The following is a 21,642-nucleotide window of genomic DNA, read 5'->3' on the forward strand; positions in this document are numbered from 1 at the left end:
GTGCCGCCGACTCCTGGAGAGTGACGATGTCCGTACGACGCCGCATCCTTCGCACCGCCGCTGCCCTGCTGCCCGCCGCCCCGCTCCTGCTCATGCCGGGAGCCCACGCCGCGTCGACTCCGGTCTTCGGCTACTCGATCCACATGCAGGCCGACAACCCGGCGTACTTCGCGCTGGCCGCACAGGGCGGGTCGCGCTCCGTCCGCACCGATGTCTCCTGGGCGCAGGCCGAGCCGGTGAAGGGCGTCTACGCGTGGTCCGAGTCCGACACGTTCGTGCGCAACGCAGCCATGGCCGGACAGAAGCCGCTCCTGATCATCGACCAGGCGCCGCTGTGGGCCACCGGTCTCACCCTCTCGACTCCCCTGGCCGGGTGGTATCCGCCGAAGGACCCCGCCGACTACGGCAACTTCGTCCGCCAGGTTGCGGCACGCTACGGATCCAACGGCACCTTCTGGAAGGCCAACCCCTCGGTCCCGAAGGTCCTCCCCGCCGGCATCGAGGTCTGGAACGAGCCGAACACGGCCTTCTTCTGGCGCTCCGGCCCCGACCCCGTCGCGTACACCCGCCTCGTGCAGGCCGCCTGGAAGGGGGCCAAGGCGGCCGACCGGACGATGACGGTGCTCGCCGGCGCCCTCGCCGGCCAGGGTGCGTACGACGATGGCGACTGCTCAGGCACGGCGGACGGCGGCGTCACCACCACCGCGACCAACCCGGTGAACTTCCTGCAGGCGATGTACCAGGCGGGTGCGCGCGGCTACTTCACCGGCGTCTCGGTCCACCCCTACCGCTTCTGGAAGGGCGCCACCGCCGCGCAGATGCTCGCCTACGACGGGTGCTCGGCGTGGTCGCAGATCGCCCAGACCCCGACCAGCATCCGGAGCGTGATGACCGCCGCCGGCGACTCCGCACGCACGGTCTGGATCACCGAGGCGGGCGCGCCGACCTGCGTCACCGGTGCGCTCTTCGCATGCGTCTCCGAGGCCGAGCAGGCCAACCTCGCAGGTGCTGAGGTGAGCGCCTTCCGCAGCCAGAGCTGGGCGGGTGGCTACTACTGGTACGACCTGCGCGATGACACCAATCTCGGCACCAAGGTGCTCGAGGACCTCGAGCAGCACTTCGGGGCCGTGCGGGGCGACAACACTCCCAAGCCGTCGTACGCCGCCCTGCGCACCGCCTGGGTCGGCTGACGCTGGCCGACTGAGGTCAGACGTGCCGGTCGAGCCACGCGAGCTGGGCCGGCAGCACCCGCTTCCAGTACGACGCGTCATGCGCGCCGGGTCGCCAGTGCACCTGTGCTGACGGCAGCTCGCGCTGCAGCTCGTGCACGCCCGGCACGAACGGGTCGCTCTCGCCGCAGTCGACCCGCACCGCGATCCGCGAGAGCTCGGCGATACGCCGGCTGTTGCCGAGCACGCTCCAGCGGGCGAAGTCGGCCTCGTCGTCGTACGCACCGGGTGCGGCGTCGGCGTACCGCGACCACAGCGCGGGGCTCGTCGCCACGACCGGACCGGACCGCTCGACCTCGGTCGCGAGCACGAGCGCGCCGTAGCCGCCCATCGACCAGCCGAACCAGGCCGGGCGTGACACGTCCAGGCCCTGCTTCGCGAGGAACGGCAGGAAGTGGTCGAGCACGAGGCCGCGCGGATCGCGGCCGACCGCCCGCGGGTGCCAGTAGTCGTGGACACCCCCGTCGATGCCCGCGATCGCGAAGCGTGCACCCGAGTCGGCGTGCGCCGCGTCGAGCGCGATCTTGCGCCGCCACTGGTCGGCGTCGTTGTAGGCGCCGTGCAGGGCGATCACCACGGGCACGTGATCTCCCGCGCCAGCGGGCCGGCTGAGCCACCAACCGGCTCCCCGGAGTGTGCCGTGCTCGACGGTGTGCCGCGAGAGTAAGGGCACCCGGTCGCTCTCGACGAGCGCGCCAGCACCGGCGGCGACCGCCACCCCGGCAACACCCGCGACGAGCGCTCCCCGTCGGGTCAGTCGAGCGGTCATGCACCCCGCCCGGCAGCGGCGCGGAGCACGGTCTGCGTCGCCTCGTTGCGCGCGGCGAGATCGAAGCGGGACACCGCCACCTCACGCGCCTGCTCGCCGAGGCGACGGGCGAGGTCGGGGTCCTCGAGGATCCGGACGAGCGCGTCGGCAAGAGCCTGCGGATCGCCCGGCGACACGAGGAACCCGTTGACCCCGTCGCTGATGTTGCCCGGGATCCCGCCCACGGTGGATCCGACGACGGGGGTGCCGCACGCCATCGCTTCGACGATCACCGTGCCGAACGCCTCGGCGTCCGTCAGCGACGGCAGCACCGCCACCGTCGTACTGGCGAGGTGCCGGGCGACGGCGTCGTGCGGCAGCGCTCCGCGCCAGTCGATCAGGTCCGCGACGCCGAGCCGCGTGGCCTGCTCCCCGAGCACCGCGACGTCGTCGCCGTCGCCCACCATCTCCAGTCGTACGCCGGCAACGCGCTGCGCAACCAGGGGCAGCGCGTCGACGAGCACCTGCAGTCCCTTCCACCGGGAGGCGGCTTCGATGCGTCCCACGTAGGTGATGGTCAGCGGCCGCGGCCAGGAGCCCGGGAGGAACGCCGACGTGTCGACGCTCGGCGGGATCACGGTCGCCCGACCGGTGTCGTGCGCCAGCGACGTCGTGGAGCAGGCGATCAGCGCTGCCGATCGCCGGAACGCACGCGGCAGCACCCACCTCTCCCACGAGCGGAGCAGGACGTTCATCCACGGAGGGGCGTCGTCGCCCTTGACCATAGATCCGGAGTGATAGGTCATCACCACCGGCACATCGCCCGAGCGGAAGGAAGCCGTCTCCGCGAGGCCGGGGCCGGGCGAGTGCGCATTGACGACGTCGACCTGCCGCCGGCGGAAGAGGCGCGGCAGGGCGAGGGCCCACCAGGGGTTGAGCAGCGTCTCCCCCAGCTGGAGCGGAGCGGGCAACCGGATCACCTCGACGCCGTCGACGGTCTCGGTCCGGCGCCGCCAGCCACGGTGGGTGGTGACCACCAGCACCTCGACGTCGGGTGCGTCCCGGAAGGCAACGGCGAGCTGCTCGACGTACTTCTCGACGCCGCCGGTGTGCGGTACGTAGCGCGGGGTCAGCAGCGCGACGCGCAGCACCTCGGGCCCCGCGACCGCCTCCGCGAGCAGCGCCTCCAGACGCTCGACCTGGGCAGCACGCGAGTGGTGCCCGGCGATCTCCGCCCGGGCAGCCGCGCCGAGCGCGGCGGTGTCCTGCGCCAGCACGTCCGTGATCGCGGCTCGCAGCGCCTCCGGGGACATGGCGATGTAGCGGGCGCCCGCGGTCAGGTCGAGTGCCCGCAGGAACGGGTCGTCGTTGATGATCGCCGTGATGCCTGAGCTCATCGCCTCCTGGACCGTCAGCGGCGCCTCTCCGACGCTCGCACAGATGAAGACGTCCGCGGCCCGGTAGATCTCGGCGACCTCGTCGACGCTCCGCGACCCCAGGTGGATCGGGCCGCCCGGCTCGTTGGGGCCATCGACACCGACGAAGACCAGCCGGAATCCGTCCCCGCCCGCGGCGGCCACGATGTGGTGCCCCTTCTTCGGCACCGGACGCCCCACGAAGAGCACCAGCGGCTCGTCGGCAGGCAGGCCGTAGCGCGCCCGGATCTCGGCGCGCTCGCCGGGCACGGCCGGCCGGAAGAACTCCTGGTCGACGCCGTTGGGCAGCAGGACCGTGCGCGTCGATGGCGCCGCCGTCCGGAGCTGCTGCTCGATGATCTCCGTGATCGGATGCAGCTGCGCCGCGCCCGAGAGGACGAGCTGCCCAAGGGTGCGATGGACGATGCGCTGGACGGCGAGGACGAGTCGGCTCGGGTGATCGACGATCCCCACGTGACAGGTCACGACGTACGGCGTCCGGCGGATCCGGCAGAACAAGGCGGCGACCCACGAGCTGATGTAGAGCATGTCGTGGATCTGCACGACGTCGGCACGCCCGATCGCCTTCCACGCGGCCACCAGGAACGACGGCAGGAACAGCGGGAAGGGGACGGCGAACCGCTCGAAGGGGTTCAGCGCACGCATCCGGTGCACACGTACGCCGCCCTCGTCGATGGTGCCCGGCGAGGCACCGAGTGCCGAGGTGAGGACCTCGACGTCGTGCCCCCGCTCCTGCAGGCCGTGCGCGACCTCGAAGACCACGCGCTCCAGCCCGCCGATGTGCGGCGGGTAGTAGTGCGACACCTGCAGCACCGTGCTCATGCGCGCCCCTTTCGCGAGGTGGCCAGGAACAGTCCGACGAGGGCTCCACTGCTGTGCCCGGCCAGCCACGCCACAGCTGTCGCATCGGCACCGCCGCCGGCGAGCAGGAAGGCCAGGCCGGTCGCGCTGCCTGCCGACACGATCGCCACGGCGACGCTCGCGCGAAGCCTGCGTCGGATGCGGAGTGCGGTGATCGCCCAGAACGCAGTGGCCATGGCCACCGACCCCAGGGCGAGCAGTCGCAGCGTCGGCACACCCTGGTCGGCGTACGCGCTGCCGAAGACGAGCAGCAGGAGGCGGGCGAGCACGATCACGGCGACGGTGCCGGCGCCGATCACGACAGCCATGACCTTCGCGCTGTGCCGGATCACCTCCTCGGCCCGCTCCGGGCGCCGGGATGCCTCGGCGAAGGCCGCATTGCCGATGACGTACGCCGAGGCGTTGAGCATCAGCACGATCTGGAAGCCGATGAAGAAGATCGCGTTCTGCGCTGCGCCCGCGGCGTTCACGAGGATGACCGGCAGCAACAGCATCGGGACGAAGTCGACCATGTTCGCCAGCCAGGCGGATGCGCCGAGCCGCAGTTCGGAGCGGAAGAGCGCCGAGTGGCGCAGAGGCTGCGGCCGTGGCAGGCGGCGCATGATCACCACGACGCAGCACAGCGCGGCGATCACCGTCGACAGGCCGACCGAGGCCACGAGCCCGAAGGCTCCCGACCCGGCAAGCAGGAACGGCAGGCCGCACTTCAACAGGCCCATGCCGATGCCGGTGATGACGAAGTTGTCGATCACACGTCGCATCGACAGGAACGCCGCGTCCGTCGTGAGGTTGACGGCGGCACCCGCCACAAGGACCCCGAAGACGAAGGGGTGGGCGCCGGCGAGCGCGGGCCCGGTCGCGGGAGCGACGTGCGGGAGGACCAGGCCGAAGGCGGTGCCGAGGACGCAGCCCGCGGTGCCCGAGGTGAGCACGGCGAGCAGGAAGTCGGAACCGGGGCGGTCACTGTGCGGCATGGCAGCGAGCAGCGTGCGGTCCACGCCGAACTGCGCAGCGAAGCAGAGCACCATGATCGAGGAGAAGAGTGTGCCGGCGACCCCGACCTCGTGGGTGTTCTGCAAGTGGCCTGCGATCACCCAGAACAGCCCGCCGAAGCCGGCCAGGGCCACGGTCAGGGCGGTCATCAGCAGCGCATCGGCGGTGACCGGATCCCGTGTCGTGCGCTCGCTCGTGCCGGCGGCCCCCATGGCGTCCCCCGTCGTCGGCCGGTGACTGAGCGCCCATCATGGCACCCGCTTGTTGCGGGGAAGTGTCAATCAGGAAAGGGATTTTTCGACCCGATCGGAGGACAGCGTGGGCGGGATCACACGTGTCACGATTCATTGGAGAGCAACGCTCCCTTTTAGCCTTATAGCGTTCTTCGTCCGTTTCCTCCCGATGGCCGGAGACCCATCCAGGTCTCATCGTCGCGACCACCGAGTAGAGAGCGGACCCCATGAACACGTCTGCACGACGCGTGCTCCTGCGCGCGCTCGCAGTCGGTCTCGTGGCGCTCGGCCTGCACGCCGCACCGGCCGGAGCCGTCGTCGCCGACACCGGCGCGACCAGCGGCACCACCACGACGGCGTACGACCTCATCGACTCGGTCGGCGTCAACGTGCACATGCACTTCAGCGACACGACGTACGCCGACAGCGACCGCGTCCTGACCGCGCTCCAGGACCTCGGCGTCCGCCACGTCCGTGACGGCCTCGCCGGCAAGCGGCCCGACGAGGTGGCCGCCCTGGCCACGCTCGGCGCCCACGGCATCACCTCCGTCCTCCACCTGAGCGGCGTCCGCAGCGGCGCCACGCTCAGCGTCGACCCGGAGCAGATCAGCGAGCTCCGCCAGCTCGCGCCGTACGTCGATGCGGTCGAGCCGGTCAACGAGTTCGACTGCACCGGCCCGTCGTCGTGGGCCGCTCCCCTGCGGAGCTACACCACGGCGCTCCAGACAGCCGTCCGCGGCGATGCCGCCACGGCCAACCTGCCGCTCCTGGCCCCGTCGTTCTGCCGTCCCGAGTCGGTGGCCACCTACGGCTCCGTGACCGACGCCGCCACCCTCGGCAACGCCCACACCTACGCGATCGGCAAGGGACCCGAGCTCCCCGCGGAGAGCCGCCTGCCGGCGTTCGCCCAGGCGCAGGGCACCTCGCTCCCCCAGTACGTCACCGAGTCGGGCTACACCAACCTCGGCACCGCCAGCTACCCGTACGCCGCCACCGAGGCCGCCGCCGCCGACTACGTCGTGCGCACCCTGCTCGACCACAAGCGGATCGGCGTCGCCCACACCTACCTCTACGAGCTGCTGGACGAGAAGAAGGACGGTCTCAAGACCGACCCCGAGCAGCACTTCGGCCTGGTCCGCTACGACAACAGCCGCAAGCCGGCGTTCACGGCGATCCGGAACCTGCTGGGCGACCTCGCCGGCGGCGCCCCGTCCTCCGTCCAGGCGGGGAGCCGCGCAAGCGCGCCGTACACGACGAAGCTGGTCGGCGGCGGCAGCCTGCTGCGCTCGCTCACGATCACCGACCCGCATGGCGGCGGCCAGACGGTCGCCCTGTGGCTGGCTGCTCCGTCGGGCGTCGGCGCGGGCAAGGTGCGGATGACCGTCACCGGCTCCGCCACCATGACCACGCGCCAGCCCTCGCGGGGCAATGCGGTCACGACCCTCGGCACAGGCACCACCTTCGACATCCCGGTCAACGGAGCGGTGACGCTGGTCCACCTCGGCGCCCCGACCTCGGGCGGGGCCCAGGCCTGCACCGCGTCCGCTGACTACACGACCCTCGCCTCCACGCTCGGCGCGACCGCGTCGTCCACGCTCAGCCCGACCGGCTGGAGCGGTGCACCGGCGGCTGCCTCCGGCGTCCCTTCGTGGCTCACCGGCGGCAGCCAGGTCGGCAGCGACGCACAGAAGGTGACGGTCCCCGTTCCGGGCAACCCGACCACCTGGTCGATCGGCGTGTGGGCCCGGATGAACAGCGCATCGGCCGACTACGCGACGTTCCTCCACGCCGCGGGCGTTTCCGGCGGCACCCTGACGACGTACAACCTGACCGTCGACGCCCCGTCGCACGCGCAGGTCGCCGGCTACGGACCGCCGCCCACGGGCGGCACGTGGGGCTCGGAGATCGCCGCCAACGCCGCGACGGGCACCTGGCACTACTTCGCCCTCGTCGCCGACGGTGCGGCGAAGAAGACCACCCTGTACGTCGACGGCGTCGCCTCCGGCTCGAAGGCCTCGAAGGCCGCTGCGCTGACGGGCGTCGAGGTCGGCTCGCTGACGTCCGGGTTCCGCGGCGCGGTGAGCAACCTGGCGGTCTTCCCCAAGGCCCTCACCGCGGCACAGCAGCTCGCTCTCGCCACGAGCGCGCGCCGCACCTGCTGATCCACCCGGAACCACTACCTTCGGCGCACAAGTGCGTCATGGTTGGCGCCGGTGACCGTCACACGGTCAACACGCGGATCCCGGGGGTAGCGAACATGAGCGCACGCGACGACTCGGTCCGACGGTCGATGCTGGTCGTCCTGATCGCCGTTGCGCTGCTCGCGGCGGCGTTCGTCGCTGTCCTCGTCTTCGACGGCAAGGCCCCCGGACGCAAGCCGGCCGCTGACCCGTCGACGTCGCACACGGCCCACCCGCGCCGCGTCCTGCCGGTCGGCCTCAACACCGGCAGCTCGCTGCTCGGGCTCGACCGCGCCGACCTCGACGCCGCGGTGTCGGAGATCGCCGCCACCGGCATCACCTGGATCCGGGTCGACTTCTCCTGGACCGAGATCCAGCCGACGTCCGCCGACGCCTGGGTGTGGGGGCCGACGGATCGGGTCGTCGACGCCGCGCGGAAGCACGGGATCCACGTGCTGGGCCTCGTGACCTACACGCCCGCGTGGGCCCGCGTGCGCGGGTGCTCCAGCTTCACGTGCCCGCCTGCTCAGGCCGCTGCGTTCGGCCGGTTCGTCGGGGAGGTGGGCGAGCGCTACGTCCCGCGCGGCGTACGCACGTTCCAGGTGTGGAACGAGCCCAACCTCGACATGTTCTGGAAGAGCCCCAACCCTGCGGCGTACGGCGATGTCGTGCGTCGCGCAGCCGCCGCCCTCCGCGACGGCCACCGCGGTCGCGTGCAGGTCATCTTCGGCTCCCTCGCCGTGCCCGACCACGCTGCCGATGGCATCGACCCGGCCGTGTTCGTCCGGGCTGCCTGCGTGGCCCGGTGCAAGGTCGACGCGGTCGGCTTCGACCCGTACACCTTCCCTGCGCTGCCGTCCGCGACGAGCCGGCCGGCGACCGCCTGGTACGGGCTGACGCCGGAGGGTGGCCTGCGCCAGGCGATCAATCGCGCCATCGGTCCCACCACGCCAATCTGGGTCACGCAGTTCGGTGCACCGGTGGCCGAGGGCAGCGTGCGCGCGCCGTTCGTGGACGAGCGGCAGCAGACGGCGATCATCCTCGCCGGTCTCCGCCTGGCCCGGCAGCAGCCCACGGTCGGCGGCTACTTCGTCAACACCTGGCGCGACGTCGCCGGGGCGTCGGACTACCGGGGCCGCTTCGGCCTCTGGGAGTCCGACGGAACGCCGCGGCCCGTGGTCGGAGCCCTGCGCCGCGCGCTGCACGCCGGGCGGTAGCTCGCCCGGCCAGCGACCTCAGCGGTAGATCTCCGTGTCGCCCGTCGAGTAGATCAGGCTCAACCGCCGCTCCAGGAAGTCACGCGGGTAGGCGTAGGTCAGCAGGTCACCGGTGTGGAAGACCGTCGCGCGTCCATAGCTGACCGACTCCGGTGAGGCGACGACGTACGCCCCGCGCTGGAGGAGCAGGGGCAGGAAGTTGTCGAGGACCGTTGCCGACTCGGGGAGCAGCGTCTCCATGCGCGTCATCACCACCGTGCCGTTGGTGGTGACGAACTGCGGGCCGGTGCCCCGCAGGTGGGCACCGAGCCACTGCTCGGCAACCATCTCGCGCTGGTCGACGTACAGCATCTGGAAGTACTGGCCGCCGTTGGCCTGCGCGATGCTCCCCGGGTAGTCGCCCAGGGCGGCGGACTGCGCCCCGGTGAGCACCACGCCCAGCACGGCGATGGTGAGCGCGCCGGCACGTGCAGCTCCTCGGCCGAGCCAGTCGACGATGCTCCACAGACCGACGCCGACCAGCGGCGCGACCAGGATCAGGGTCTGCTGGAACGCGCGCAGCACGCCGTAGTCCGCCGAGAGACCGGGAACGACGACGATCGCGGCGAGCGCGACGAGGCTGCCCAGCATCAGCCAGAACTGCTCCCGGCCCACGACGCGCGTCGAGCGCGCGCGGAGCACGAGCCCGAGCACACCGAGCATCAGCAGGAGCTCCAGCACGACGCCGGCCAGCGTCCGCGCGATCGCGTTGACGGCTGCGGGGTCGACACCGACATCGGCGACGTCGCGGCCCATTGCGGTAGGCGGCACGGACGCGGGGTCGAGCAGCTCGGGCTCGGCGGCATCGACCGAGTCGGGTGGTACGACGTACTCCCCCTTCTCGGCGTCGCGGAGCTCGCGGGCCGCCGCGTAGTAGTCCGAGAAGCGGTCCTCGGCCGACGGGCCACCGCCGCCGATGAACTTGAGGTCCGACGAGCCGGCGACGAGCTTGCCCTCGACCAGCGCCCCGGAGAGGTTGCTGACCACATCCACCAGGTGTCCGCCGGAGTGCGTGATCGGCGTGGACCAGCCCCACGCGCTGATGATCAGGCCGAGCACGACGCCGGGCGCCGCGAGTGACCACGAGAGTCGGGGACGCGCGGCCCGGTAGCGCCCGCGCAGCGCCCAGCTGCGACCGTGCGCAGCTGCCCGCTCACGGCGCCAGCGCTCGAGCAGCGGCAGGCCCCGGGACGCGATGAGCGTGAAGGTCAGCATGATGATCAGCAGGTACGTCGTGGAGTAGTGCGACACCACGACTCCGACGCCGAAGGCGAAGGTCAGCAGCTGCCGCGTCCGGGGCCGGACGTCATCGAGGCAGGTGGCGAGCACGGCCAGGGCGACGAAGAGGAACGCCAGCTCCTGCCGTGTCAGGTACGCCATGTCGGTCGTGAACGTCGGGAAGAGCATGAACACCGCTGCACCGAAGAACGCCACGCGTGGGATGAAGAGCCGCCGGCCGGTCACGTAGACGGTCACGGGCACCAACGCGAAGAGCAGCTGCGCGACGACCTTGAAGACCGCCACCGCGGGGATCCCGAGGAACGTCGAGAAGACCTGCGGGAGGAGGTTCACGCTCAGGCACGCGTGGTACGCCGACGGGAAGTCGGCCATCGACCAGTGCTGGTGCCGCGCCGTGATCACCCACGAGAGGTACTCGAGGTTGATGTCGTGGCCGGTGATGAACCACCCGCGCAACGACGTGCCGAGGAGCAGGGCAACCGCGGCGAGGTAGATCGTCCACTGGTGCCGGTGGCGGCGCGGTGGCCGCAGGAAGGACACGGCGAGCGCTGCCACGGCCATCACGTGCGCGGCCACTGCCATCCAGCCGTCGGCGCCGTTGTTGAGCCTGATCGCGCCGCCGACCGCCAGGACGAGCGCCAGGGCCGCGAGCGTGATGTCCGGGCTGAAACGAGCGCGGAGCGAGCGGCGTAGCCAGCGGCCCACCTCGGAGCGCCCGGGCCCCCGTCGACCTGCTCCGGCCAGGAGCGAGATGTCCGCGATCGTCGAGACGGTCACGAAGGCCGGGAGCTGCAGCGGGCGGGCGATGCCCAGGAACGGCAGGAGCGTGTTCAGCAGCAGCGTGCCCAGCAGGATCCCGAGCAGCGTCGTGCCGAGAGCGAAGAGCCGCGCCGCCACACGGTCCCGGAAGTGCCAGAACGACCAGCGCGCCAGCACGAACGTCGGAACGCCGACGAGCACCGCCGCCCCGACCAGCGGGCGCACCACGGGGATGTCGATGTCGGCAAGGACGAAGCCCTCGCCGGCAAGGACGGCGAGGATCGCCAGCACCGGTACGCCGATGGGGTCGCGCGTCGCCTCGTCCCGCTCAGCCGTCGTCGACTCGCCCGCGAAGAAGACGCTCATCCCTGCCCCCCGCTGAGGAACCGGCGTACGCCCGCCGCCACGCGGTCGGGCTCCCACGCTTCCGGGAAGAAGGCCGTCGAGACCACGAGTCGCCCCGCCGTCTCGACGATCTGGAACGTGATGGTGTCGAGCCCGTTGGGCACCGTGTCGGTGACCACCAGGGTCTGACCGGGGACGAATCCGGGTGCCGCCGCGAGGCCCCGGTCGGTCATGTACGACACGGTCAGCCGCGGTCGACCTTCGGCAATGACGCCGCGCGGCCCCTCGCTACGGCCCGCACGACGAGCAGCCGCACGTGTCGCGGCCAGCGCGTACGACGCGACCCCGCGCGAGCGCGCCTCGGCCAGCGTGGCGCCGATGCTCGAGGGATCGTCGTCATCGGTCGGCTCCAGGTAGACGCCTGCCGACCAGTTGCCCCACGCGGTCAGGCCGCCACGATCCCGCGCACGCGTGTTGAAGAGGCACTCGAACCCCGGTCGGGGCTCGCCGAGCTCGGCGGCGATGCCAGCCCGGAGTCCCGCGATGGCGACCGCAGCAGCCGAAGCACCCGGATGGTGCTCGTCCCGCCGCTTGCGGATCCCGGCCATGAAGTCCGCGTCACTCACATCGACGATGAGCCGGTGGGGCTCCGTCGGCTCCATCGGTCCATAGCTGCCGCCCGCGAGCGCCTGACGGTGGTCGAGCACCCAGCGGACCGAGCCGATGTTGCGGGCCACGCCGGCCGCGACGCGCGCGTCCCGGCGTACCGGGCCCAGACGCTGCCAGTGCAGCGGAACGGTCGCACCGGAGGCCGCTTGCAGCAGCAGCTGGACGAGGAGCAGGTCAGCGGTCTGCCCGTCACCGAGGCCGTGGTCGGCAGCCAGCGCCAGCCAGTCCGTGCCGACGAGGACGTGGAACCGGCTGGTCAACGCCGCCTCACGCGCGCGGGCAAGGATCTGGTCCGTGCCGGTGTTGCTGTCGTCGACCGCCGTCACGACGGAGGCGGACCACGCCGCCAGATCGTCGTCCGCGACCGCTCGCCACGATCCGTCCGGCGCATAGTGCCGAGCGACCACGGGATCGAGTCGCGCGACCGTCACCAGCGCCGCCCGCAGGTCGGCGAGCGGCGGCACCTCGAGGCCGACGCAGGCGCGGGTGTAGCGGATCCCGCTCCAGGCGCGGTCGATGGCGTCAGCCCGTCCTTTGCGCCGCGTCATGACGTTCCCCCCTCGCCGCACTGGAGCACCAGGTGTTCGGGTCGGCCGGTCAGGTTGATCGTGACGGTGTAGGAACGCCCGGGAGCGGCGTACCTGACGGTGGCGTCGACGGTCTCCCCCGGCCGCGTGTCCAGGTCGCCATGCGGTGCGGGACCGCGGCCCACGGAGCGTCCCGCGCTCACCGTCGCCGTCCAGTGGAGCATCGCCGGCGCATCGAGGTGGCTACGGACAGCGATAACGAATCCGGATCCCTGCGACGTGTGGAGGCAGGCGCGGGCCAGGGTCTCGTCCGCGAAGGAGAGCTCGACGAACTGCGGGTCGACACGGGTCGTCGACAGCGCCACCTGATGGCGCAGGTCCGGCGAGGCCGCGACGGCCCCGGCACCGACCACCACCAGCAGCGGTGTCACGACCCAGACGCGCTTCCACCAGGGCGCGGGAGCACGCCAGTTGCCGTGGCCGGCGTCTTCCCACCCGTCTGTCACAGGGTGACCGTAACGACCGTCCCGTCGTGGCGGGCCAGGTCGTCCGGCGCGTCGTCGTCCCGGTCGATCGTCACCGCCGACGCCTCGAGGCAGTACGGCGCCGGTTGCTGCATGTAGACCAGGTGCGCGTTGTCGTGGCGGGCCCGCGCCTGGGTGTCGTCGATCATGCTGATCGTCACCATCAGGCAGAACAGCGCGACCACGAGGAACGCCGAGAAGTGCGGCAGCGGAAGGCCGGGCAGCACCTCCTCGAGGAGCGCCGGGACCCCGATGACCAGGAACCCGAGCAGGCCGAGCGCGCCATAGAACCGCGCGGGCCGCTCGTAGCGGAAGAGCCGCAGGATCGTCGAGAGGATGCGGAAGCCGTCCCGGAAGGTGTTGAGCTTCGACTCGCTGCCTTCGTGGCGATCCCGGAAGCCGACCGGCACCGACGCGCAGGGCACGCGCAGGGTCAAGCAGTGCACCGTCAGCTCGGTCTCGATCTCGAAGCCACGCGACGATGCCGGGAAGCTCTTCACGAAGCGGCGGCTCATCACCCGGTAACCGCTGAGCATGTCCGTGACGTGCTCGCCGAAGAGCCGCGCCACCGCCGCGTTGATGATCCGGTTGCCGAACTGGTGACCGTGCCGGTACGCCTCGGTCGCGCTCTCCGGCGCACGGATCCCCAGGACGTGGTCGTACGGCCCCTCGAGGAGCGTGCCGATGAGGGCCGGAGCCGCGGCCGCGTCGTAGGTGTCGTCGCCGTCGATCATCAGGTAGACGTCGGCGTCGATGTCGGCGAAGGCCCGGCGGACGACGTTGCCCTTGCCCGGATGGCTCTCGCTGCGGACGTGTGCGCCCGCGGCCCTGGCGACCTCGGCGGTGCGGTCGCTGCTGTTGTTGTCGTAGACGTAGACCTCGATGCCAGGCACGGCTTGCTGCAGCCCCCGGACGACGTCCGCAACAGCGGCCTCTTCGTTGTAGCACGGCACGATGGCCGCGATCGACACGTTGGGGAAGAGCGGCTCGCTCGACATCCCCTCAACCAGTTCGAACCTGTGCAGGACCCGCATCTGCTCCCCCAATGCTCGTGAGGACCAGGCCAGACAGCGTGCTCTCGCCGTACGACCCGCGCCTCCCGAGCGGCGAGCCTCATCCAGTACTCACAACTGCGTCACCCCCACCAACGGGGCTCGGATCCAGGGGTCACGAAAATAGATAGTGATACTTGCCACAAGGTCTGACGCAGTTGCAGAGGCGTACGAAAAGGCAGGCTCTCCCCGAAGCATGTGAATCACTCTTCACATGGTCAGGTCGACGTACCACGGTGCGGGCGCGGCAATGCCGCCGAAATCCGCACTCCGTTACGTTCCTCCCATGGGTGACTTCGACGATCTTCTGGCAGCAAACAAGGAGTACGCCGCGGACTTCGGCCTGGCCGGGTTCGACGGTGTCGCGAAGGCGGGCGTTGCCATCGTGACCTGCATGGACTCCCGCATCGACCCGCTGGGTCTGCTCGGCCTGGCGCCGGGCGACGCGAAGATCTTCCGCAACCCGGGTGGCCGCGTCTACGAGCAGGCCATGGAGGCCCTCGTGCTCGGTGTCCACCTCCTCGGCGTCCAGCGCATCCTCGTCATCCCGCACACCTCGTGCGCCATGACGAAGTTCAGCGAGGCCGAGCTCCAGGCCAAGGTCGGCGCGTCCGCCGGCGTCGATGCCTCGTGGCACGCCTTCCACCCGATCGCCGACCAGCTCGCCGCCCTCGAGGCCGACGTGCGCAAGGTCAAGGCGCACCCGCTCATCCCGGAGTCAGTCAGCGTCGGCGGCTTCATCTACGACGTCGAGACGGGTCTGCTCGAGCAGAAGTTCTGAGCGCTGTCCCCCAGCACAAGGGGTGGACTTCTCGTCACATGCTGACGAGAAGTCCACCCCTTTCTGCTGCGCGAGCGGCTCAGTCACCCTTCACGTTCACCAGCTGGCGGAGCGTGTGCCGCACCTCCACGAGATCGGCGGCATCCTCCATCACCTGATCGATGTCCTTGTACGCAGCCGGGATCTCGTCGATGAACGCGTCTGTGTCGCGATACTCGATGCCCACCATGGCCGCACGCAGCTGGTCGTGCGTGAAGGTACGCCGTGCCGCCGTGCGCGAGTAGGTCCGGCCCGCGCCGTGCGGCGCCGAGTCGAACGACGCCGGGTTGCCCAGCCCCCGCACGACGTACGACGCCGTGCCCATCGAGCCAGGAATCAGACCATCGCGACCCGCGGCCGCGTTGATCGCACCCTTCCGGGTCAGCCAGACATCGCGACCGAGGTGGTGCTCACGCTCGGTGTAGTTGTGGTGGCAGTTGATCTCCTCGAGCCGCTCGACGTCGCCGCCGACCCAATCCGAGAACTGCCGGACCACGCGATCCATCATCTCCTCGCGGTTGAGCAGCGCGTAGTGCTGCGCCCACTGCATCTGGCCGATGTAGGCATCGAACTCGGCAGTGCCCTCGACCAGGTACGCCAGGTCACGGTCGGGCAGTTCCACGAAGTGCCGGCGGCAGTACTCCTGCGCGACCTTGATGTGCCGCTGCGCGATCCGGTTGCCGACGCCCCGCGAACCCGAGTGCAGGAAGAGCCAGACCCGGCCGAGCTCGTCGGCAGTCACCTCGATGAAGTGGTTGCCCGAGCCGAGCGTGCCCAGCTGCAGCTCCCAGCGCGCGGCGTACGTCGACGGGTCGAAGCCGGCCTGCTCGGCGCGCTCCGTCAGATCCTTGAGCCGCTGCTCCGTGTGGTCGCGGCTGACCGTGCGGTTGGCCGCACCGGCGCTCAGCGGGACGGCCCGCTCGATCGCCTCCCGCACCGGCCGCCGGTCGGTCGGCAGGTCGCTGACGTCGTACTGCGTACGCACCGCGATCATGCCGCAGCCGATGTCGACGCCGACCGCTGCCGGCATGATCGCGCCGACCGTCGGGATCACCGAACCGACCGTCGCACCCAGACCCAGGTGCGCGTCCGGCATCAGCGCCAGGTGCGGCTCCACGAACGGCATCGTCGCCGTCCGCTCCGCCTGCTCCCGCGTGTTGTCCTCGAGGAGCGAAGCCCAGTTCAGCAGCTTCGCGTTGATCTTCTCCATGGTCCTTTCACCTTCTCGTTCCGGCGTACGACGTTGTACGCCGCGGCGAAGGTAGGCGGACGGAATCCCCTTGCGCAGCAGATTTTCGGTGTGCCTCAGCGGGCGTCGGGCTCGCGCGCCTCGTGCTCGGCGATCCGCGCCTTGATCTCGTCGTGCGTCAGGTTGGCGTACGGACGCTGGCTGTTGCGGCGACGCCGACCCTCCCGGATCTCGTCGGCCTCGAGCATTCCGTTGCGGACGGCCGCCTTCACGATCATGTAGAAGACCCAGGCGCTCAGGACCCAGAGCATCACGGTGAACAGGACGACTTCGGAACCACCGAGATCAAACATGGTTCGACCCTAGCCTCAGCGCAGCTCGACGGTGAGTGCATCTGCGGCAGCCTGTGCGAGCGCGCGTGCCTCGTCGGCAGAGGCTCCGCGCGCGAGAGTGACCGCGACCCGGCGTTCGCCATCGACCCGCGGCTTGCCGAAGAGACGGAGCTGGATCGACGGATCGACCGCGTAGGCCTCGGGCAGGCCGGAGAACTCCGGGATGCCCTCGCCGTGCACCTTCACCGGCCAGCTGGCACACCCACCCGGCCAGCGGGTGACGGCGACCGGCAGGCCGAGGACGGCGCGCGCGTGCAGGCCGAACTCCGACACGTCCTGACCGACCAGCGTCACCAGACCCGTGTCGTGCGGCCGCGGGCTGACCTCGCTGAAGACGACCTGGTCACCGGCGATGAAGAGCTCGACGCCGAAGATGCCCCAGCCACCGAGCGCGCCGGTGACAGCACCGGCCACCTCCTGCGCCGCGGCCAGCCACGGCCAGGTGGCGTCCGACGGCTCCTGCCACGACTCGGCGTAGTCGCCGTCGACCTGGCGGTGGAAGATCGGGTCGAGGTACGTCGTGCCACCGGCATGACGCACGGTCAGCAGCGTGATCTCGGTGTCGAAGTCCACGAAGCCTTCGACGATGCAGCGCGTCGTCTGCGAGCCACGACCACCGGTCTGCGCGAACTCCCACGCCGCCGGCAGGTCCTCCGGTGCGCGGACGACGGACTGGCCGTGGCCGCTCGACGACATGACGGGCTTGATGACGACCGGCCAGCCGAGGTGCGAGGCCTCGGCCTCCAGCTCCTCGTAGGTGTCCACGAAGGCGTACGGCGAGGTCGGCAGGCCGAGCTCCTCGGCCGCCAGCCGGCGGATGCCCTCACGGTTCATCGTGAGCACCGTGGCGCGGGCGGTCGGCGCGACGCGCAGCGCCCACTCCTGAGCCGCCTCGAGCTCCGCCAGCACGCCGGTGGCTATCGCCTCGATCTCGGGGATGACGACGTCCGGCTGCTCGTCGAGGAGCAGCTCGCGCAGCGCCGAGGCGTCCTGCATGTCGATGACGTGCGAGCGGTGAGCGACCTGCATGGCCGGGGCGTCGGCGTACCGGTCGACGGCGATGGTCTCGACGCCGAGCCGCTGCAGCTCGATCACGACCTCCTTGCCGAGCTCGCCGCTGCCGAGGAGCAGCGCACGCTTGGCGGAACCGGAGAGCGGGGTGCCGATGATCGGCGAGTCAGTCATGGCCGCATTCTGGCAGCCCGGCGGCGCCGGACGAACACCTCTCCGCCGATGGCAGCCCCCACGAGCGCGAGGACGAACGCCGGCGGCGCGGCCAGCCAGCCGAGTCCGCACAGGCCGCCGTCCCCACCGGTCGGGGCGTAGTCGTTGACGCAGTCGGCCGTGGCCCACGAACCCACGACCCAGGCCACGAACAGCGCGACGCCGAGGTAGCCCAGAGCACGAATGATGACCATGGAGCCGACGCTAGGACCCTCGGTAGCCTCGCCACATGAGCCGCACTACTCAGCGCTACGTCGCCCTGCTCCGCGGCATCAACGTCGGCGGCAACAACAAGATCGTGATGAAGGAGCTCGCCGAAGCCTTCCGTCAGGCCGGGTACGCCGACGTGTCGACGTACATCAACAGCGGCAACCTGTTCTTCTCCGCCGATGCGCCTCCGACGCCAGAGGCGGTGGAGGCGGTGATCGCCGAGGCGTTCGGTCTGGACATCGCGGTGCTCATCCGCAGCCGCGACGAGATCGCCGAGGTGATCGAGCGGGCGCCGAAGGAGCTCGACGACCCGGCGGTGCGACCGGACGTGTGGTTCCTGCGCCCGTCCCTCTCCCCCGAGTCGGCGCTGGCCGCCATGCCGGAGCCGCACCCCGAGGTCGACCGGATCTGGACCGGGCCGGGTGTCCTCTACACGACCCGCGTCGCGGAGCTCGCGTCGAAGAGCCGGCTCACCAAGGCGGTCGGCACGAAGGTCTACAAGGAGATGTCGGTGCGCAACTGGAACACGACCCGCAAGCTCCTGGCCCTGCTCACCACGCCCTGATGTCGCTCACGAGGACTTTCGCCCGCCAGAAGACGAGCCACCCGCCGAGCGCAGCCCACAGTGCTCCGAGCCCTCGGCCCCACCAAGGCACCTCTCCACTGGTCGCAATCATGACGCCGACCCAGCCCATTGAGCCGACAAGCCCTATCACCGCGAGGGTGGCGAGTATCCCGATGACCCGCAGCACTGGACCGGGCTCGTAGCGCTTGTCGACGCGGGGCATAGCAGCAATCCTGCCGCACATCACGCCTCCGGGTGCTCGGACGGGCATCAGGCGCGCGGGCGCCAGCGCTTCCAGAGGGCGTCGGCCTCGGCGCGCACCTTGCCGTCGTGCTCGAGGCGTACGCCGACGCTCATCTGGTCCTCGGACGCCTCACGCACCTCGGCAACCAGATCCACCGTCGCATCGAGCGGAGCCGGCCGCAGGTAACGCACGTTGATGCCGGCCGTGACGTAGGCGAACGCAGCACCGGGCAGCGGACCCCAGCCCCGCAGCTCCGCGTGGTGGAACGCCGCGGCGCCACTGTGGCAGTCGAGAAGCGTCGCGATGATGCCGCCGTTGAGGAAGCCGACGCCGTTGTCGTGCTGCGGCCACGGCGTGAACCGCGCCGTCACGACGAGGTCGGAGGCGGGATAGCTCTTGATCCGCAGGCCGTCCTCGTTGGCCGGACCGCATCCGAAGCAGCGAACGTCGGGGAAGAGCCGGTCCTGGATCGCGGGGTCCTCGGTCACAGGATCTCCTTCAGGGCCTTGTCCACAAGTACGCCGGGCAGGTCAGCGAGCCGCTGTCGCAACGCGCCGACCGAGTCGATGCCCAAGACGAGGTCGACCAGCAGATCGGCATCGACCGCCGGGTCTGCTGCCGGCCAGTCGAAGAGCAGCGGACAGTCGACCGCGCCACCCTCCGGCTCGCCGCCCAGCGCGGGCAACCAGCACCCGGTCTCGATGACGAGGGAGCCGCCGGACAGCCGCGGGTCGACGTACCAGAAGAGGTCGCCGACCTGGAGCCGCAACTGACCCTTGCGGGGCTTCGCTCCGCGGGCCTTGAGCTGTTTGACGGCGGCGGTGCGGGCCTGAGCGGGGTTCACGCGTCGAGTGTATTGGCGTCGATCTCGTAGGCGCCCTGGACGATGAACTCCTTGCGCGGAGCGACGTCAGAGCCCATCAGCAGCTCGAAGATCTGGGCAGCGCCTTCGGCGTCGTCGACGGTGATCCGGCGCAGCGTGCGGTGGCGCGGGTCCATCGTCGTCTCGGCCAGCTGGTCGGCATCCATCTCGCCGAGACCCTTGTAGCGCTGGACCGGGTCCTTGACCCGCATGCCCTTCTTCTTCAGCTCGGCGAGCTTCCGCTGGAGCTCGTCGTCGGAGTACGTGTAGACGTACTTCTCCTGACCCTTCTTGGGCTGCATGACCTCGATCCGGTGCAGCGGCGGAACGGCGGAGTAGACCCGGCCCTCGCGCAGCAGCTCGGGCATGTACTTCATGAACAGCGTCGCCAGCAGGCAGCGGATGTGCGAGCCGTCGGAGTCGGCGTCGGCCATGAAGATGATCCGGCCGTAGCGCGCCGCCTCGAGGTCGAACGTGCGCCCGGAGCCCGCACCGACGACCTGGATGATCGAGGCGCACTCGGTGTTCTTGAGCATGTCCGCGACCGAGGCCTTCTGGACGTTGAGGATCTTGCCGCGGATCGGCAGCAGCGCCTGGAACTCCGAGTTGCGCGCGAGCTTCGCGGTGCCGAGGGCGGAGTCACCCTCGACGATGAAGAGCTCGGTGCGGTCGTTGTCGTTGCTGCGGCAGTCGGCCAGCTTGGCCGGCAGCGCGGAGGATTCCAGCGCGTTCTTGCGGCGCTGCGTCTCCTTGTGGGTGCGCGCAGCGATGCGGGTCTTGGCCGCGCCGGCGACCTTCTCCATGACCAGCTTGGACTGGCGCTTGTCGGCGGCCTTCGTCGACGAGAGGAACGCCGACAGCTCGCGCAGCACGACCTTGCGGACGATCGTGCGCGCCGCCGGCGTACCGAGGATCTCCTTGGTCTGGCCCTCGAACTGCGGCTCCGCCAGGCGGACGGTCACGACCGCGGTGAGGCCCTCGAGCACGTCGTCCTTGACCACGTCGGTGTCGTTGACCTTGAGCACCTTGGAGGACCGCATGACGTCGTTGAACGCCTTCGTCACTGCGTTCTCGAAGCCGCTGACGTGCGTGCCGCCCTTGGGCGTCGCGATGACGTTGACGTACGACCGAAGCTCGGTGTCGTAGTTGTTGGACCAGCGCAGCGCGACGTCGACGAAGAGGTCGCGGTCGACGTCCTGCGGCGTCATGTGCCCGGCGTCGTCGAGCATCGGCACGGTCTCGGTGAAGGTCTCGGTGCCCTGCAGGCGGAGCACCTCGGTGACCGGCTCACCCGACGACAGGAACTCCGCGAACTCCGCGATGCCGCCGTCGTGCTTGAAGCTCTCCGTCACCGGCTCGCTGCCGCGCAGGTCGCTGATCACCAGCTCAAGCCCCGGCACGATGTACGACGTCTGGCGGGCGCGCGTGACGAGCTCGTCGTAGACGAAGTCGGCGTCCTTGGTGAAGATCTGCCGGTCCGGCCAGAAGCGGACGCGGGTGCCGGTCTTGTCCTTGGCGACGCGCTTGCCCTTGCGGGAGAGCCCGGCGCCCGGGGTGAAGGCCGCGGTCGGCTTGTCACCGTCGAAGACACCCGGGACGCCACGGCGGAACGAGATGCCCTGCTGCGACGGCGAGCGGTCGACGTCGATGTCCATGCGGCTCGAGAGCGCGTTGACGACGGAGAGGCCGACGCCGTGCAGGCCACCGGTGGCGTTGTACGAGCCGCCGCCGAACTTGCCGCCCGCGTGCAGCTTGGTCGCGACGACCTCGACACCGGTCAGGCCCGTGCGGGGCTCCTTGTCGGTGGGGATGCCGCGACCGTCGTCGTAGACCTCGACCGAACCGTCACCATGGAGCGTGACATCGACCCGGCGGGCGTGGCCGGCGAGGGCCTCGTCGACGCCGTTGTCGATGATCTCCCACACGCAGTGCATGAGACCGCGGGTGTCGGTGGAGCCGATGTACATGCCGGGGCGCTTGCGCACCGCCTCCAGGCCCTCGAGGACCAGGAGGTGCGCGGCGTTGTACGAGTTGTCGATCTCGGTGTCCTTCACAGCAGTCATCTCGAGCGTGAATCTACCGGCG

20 protein-coding genes are annotated in these 21,642 nt (G+C 70.5%); 5 read left to right on the plus strand and 15 right to left on the minus strand.

Features of this window, described 5'->3' with window-relative positions; all coding sequences use genetic code 11:
- Positions 1 to 26: 26 nt before the first annotated feature.
- Positions 27 to 1,190, plus strand: coding sequence for a hypothetical protein (locus EPD65_RS02270; RefSeq protein WP_131581531.1), 1,164 nt, complete (start codon positions 27 to 29; stop codon positions 1,188 to 1,190).
- Positions 1,191 to 1,206: 16 nt separating this feature from the next.
- On the opposite strand, the gene EPD65_RS02275 is transcribed toward EPD65_RS02270, so the two are convergent.
- From EPD65_RS02275 to EPD65_RS02285, 3 genes are read right to left on the minus strand one after another with little or no spacing between them, the layout of a single operon-like run.
- Positions 1,207 to 1,998: an alpha/beta hydrolase-fold protein gene (locus EPD65_RS02275; RefSeq protein ID WP_131581532.1), complete on the minus strand. Its 792-nt coding sequence runs from the start codon at positions 1,996 to 1,998 to the stop codon at positions 1,207 to 1,209.
- Positions 1,995 to 4,235, minus strand: a complete 2,241-nt coding sequence (locus EPD65_RS02280) for a glycosyltransferase family 4 protein (protein WP_131581533.1) — start codon at positions 4,233 to 4,235, stop codon at positions 1,995 to 1,997. Before EPD65_RS02280 ends, EPD65_RS02275 begins: the two co-directional genes overlap by 4 nt.
- On the minus strand, positions 4,232 to 5,479 hold the full coding sequence (locus tag EPD65_RS02285) for a lipopolysaccharide biosynthesis protein (protein WP_131581534.1): 1,248 nt from the start codon (positions 5,477 to 5,479) through the stop codon (positions 4,232 to 4,234). Before EPD65_RS02285 ends, EPD65_RS02280 begins: the two co-directional genes overlap by 4 nt.
- Positions 5,480 to 5,727: 248 nt before the next feature.
- On the opposite strand from EPD65_RS02285, the gene EPD65_RS02290 reads away from it, so the two are divergent.
- Together EPD65_RS02290 and EPD65_RS02295 are read left to right on the plus strand one after the other, a co-directional pair.
- Entirely contained in the window at positions 5,728 to 7,662 is a 1,935-nt protein-coding gene (locus EPD65_RS02290; RefSeq protein WP_131581535.1) for a LamG-like jellyroll fold domain-containing protein, read from the plus strand.
- A 95-nt stretch (positions 7,663 to 7,757) separates the two neighbouring features.
- A complete protein-coding gene (locus EPD65_RS02295) occupies positions 7,758 to 8,897 on the plus strand; it encodes a glycoside hydrolase 5 family protein (protein WP_131581536.1) in 1,140 nt (379 codons plus the stop codon).
- Between the two features lie 18 nt (positions 8,898 to 8,915).
- Here EPD65_RS02295 and EPD65_RS02300 read toward each other — a convergent pair whose 3' ends face one another.
- Genes EPD65_RS02300 through EPD65_RS02315 form a run of 4 tightly spaced genes read right to left on the minus strand, consistent with a single transcriptional unit; the run spans position 8,916 to position 13,997 of the window.
- Complete coding sequence (locus EPD65_RS02300) at positions 8,916 to 11,300, minus strand: DUF2206 domain-containing protein (protein WP_131581537.1); 2,385 nt, start codon at positions 11,298 to 11,300, stop codon at positions 8,916 to 8,918.
- Positions 11,297 to 12,496, minus strand: coding sequence for a hypothetical protein (locus EPD65_RS02305; protein ID WP_131581538.1), 1,200 nt, complete (start codon positions 12,494 to 12,496; stop codon positions 11,297 to 11,299). The genes EPD65_RS02300 and EPD65_RS02305 overlap by 4 nt, the downstream gene beginning before the upstream one ends.
- Positions 12,493 to 12,981 carry a hypothetical protein gene (locus tag EPD65_RS02310; protein ID WP_131581539.1) on the minus strand — a complete coding sequence of 163 codons (489 nt, stop codon included), beginning with the start codon at positions 12,979 to 12,981 and terminating at the stop codon, positions 12,493 to 12,495. Before EPD65_RS02310 ends, EPD65_RS02305 begins: the two co-directional genes overlap by 4 nt.
- Positions 12,978 to 13,997, minus strand: a complete 1,020-nt coding sequence (locus EPD65_RS02315) for a glycosyltransferase (RefSeq protein ID WP_131581540.1) — start codon at positions 13,995 to 13,997, stop codon at positions 12,978 to 12,980. Before EPD65_RS02315 ends, EPD65_RS02310 begins: the two co-directional genes overlap by 4 nt.
- Before the next feature lie 340 nt (positions 13,998 to 14,337).
- Between EPD65_RS02315 and EPD65_RS02320 the strand changes: the two genes are divergently transcribed.
- Positions 14,338 to 14,832 carry a beta-class carbonic anhydrase gene (locus EPD65_RS02320; RefSeq protein WP_131581541.1) on the plus strand — a complete coding sequence of 165 codons (495 nt, stop codon included), beginning with the start codon at positions 14,338 to 14,340 and terminating at the stop codon, positions 14,830 to 14,832.
- Between the two features lie 79 nt (positions 14,833 to 14,911).
- Here the strand turns inward: EPD65_RS02320 and EPD65_RS02325 are convergent, their stop codons facing one another.
- The 4 genes from EPD65_RS02325 to EPD65_RS02340 form a co-directional block, all read right to left on the minus strand.
- Positions 14,912 to 16,081 carry an RtcB family protein gene (locus EPD65_RS02325; protein WP_131581542.1) on the minus strand — a complete coding sequence of 390 codons (1,170 nt, stop codon included), beginning with the start codon at positions 16,079 to 16,081 and terminating at the stop codon, positions 14,912 to 14,914.
- 95 nt (positions 16,082 to 16,176) lie between these two features.
- The gene (locus EPD65_RS02330) at positions 16,177 to 16,413 is read right to left on the minus strand and encodes a hypothetical protein (protein WP_131581543.1); all 237 of its coding nucleotides are present in this window, start codon (positions 16,411 to 16,413) and stop codon (positions 16,177 to 16,179) included.
- Positions 16,414 to 16,428: 15 nt separating this feature from the next.
- Positions 16,429 to 17,637, minus strand: a complete 1,209-nt coding sequence (purT, locus tag EPD65_RS02335; protein WP_131581544.1) for a formate-dependent phosphoribosylglycinamide formyltransferase — start codon at positions 17,635 to 17,637, stop codon at positions 16,429 to 16,431.
- Positions 17,634 to 17,870, minus strand: coding sequence for a hypothetical protein (locus EPD65_RS02340; RefSeq protein WP_131581545.1), 237 nt, complete (start codon positions 17,868 to 17,870; stop codon positions 17,634 to 17,636). The genes purT and EPD65_RS02340 overlap by 4 nt, the downstream gene beginning before the upstream one ends.
- A gap of 35 nt (positions 17,871 to 17,905) precedes the next feature.
- Between EPD65_RS02340 and EPD65_RS02345 the strand changes: the two genes are divergently transcribed.
- Positions 17,906 to 18,451, plus strand: coding sequence for a DUF1697 domain-containing protein (locus EPD65_RS02345; protein ID WP_131581546.1), 546 nt, complete (start codon positions 17,906 to 17,908; stop codon positions 18,449 to 18,451).
- Here EPD65_RS02345 and EPD65_RS02350 read toward each other — a convergent pair.
- From EPD65_RS02350 to EPD65_RS02365, 4 genes are read right to left on the minus strand one after another with little or no spacing between them, the layout of a single operon-like run.
- Positions 18,438 to 18,674 carry a hypothetical protein gene (locus EPD65_RS02350; RefSeq protein ID WP_131581547.1) on the minus strand — a complete coding sequence of 79 codons (237 nt, stop codon included), beginning with the start codon at positions 18,672 to 18,674 and terminating at the stop codon, positions 18,438 to 18,440. The two genes, EPD65_RS02345 and EPD65_RS02350, sit on opposite strands and share 14 nt — an antisense overlap.
- 47 nt (positions 18,675 to 18,721) lie before the next feature.
- The gene (locus EPD65_RS02355; RefSeq protein WP_131581548.1) at positions 18,722 to 19,183 is read right to left on the minus strand and encodes a PaaI family thioesterase; all 462 of its coding nucleotides are present in this window, start codon (positions 19,181 to 19,183) and stop codon (positions 18,722 to 18,724) included.
- A complete protein-coding gene (locus EPD65_RS02360) occupies positions 19,180 to 19,539 on the minus strand; it encodes a hypothetical protein (protein WP_131581549.1) in 360 nt (119 codons plus the stop codon). The genes EPD65_RS02355 and EPD65_RS02360 overlap by 4 nt, the downstream gene beginning before the upstream one ends.
- Positions 19,536 to 21,620, minus strand: a complete 2,085-nt coding sequence (locus EPD65_RS02365; RefSeq protein WP_131581550.1) for a DNA gyrase/topoisomerase IV subunit B — start codon at positions 21,618 to 21,620, stop codon at positions 19,536 to 19,538. The genes EPD65_RS02360 and EPD65_RS02365 overlap by 4 nt, the downstream gene beginning before the upstream one ends.
- Between the last annotated feature and the right edge of the window lie 22 nt (positions 21,621 to 21,642).

It is taken from the genome of Nocardioides jejuensis (genome assembly GCF_004337475.1).
Classification (GTDB): domain Bacteria; phylum Actinomycetota; class Actinomycetes; order Propionibacteriales; family Nocardioidaceae; genus Nocardioides; species Nocardioides jejuensis.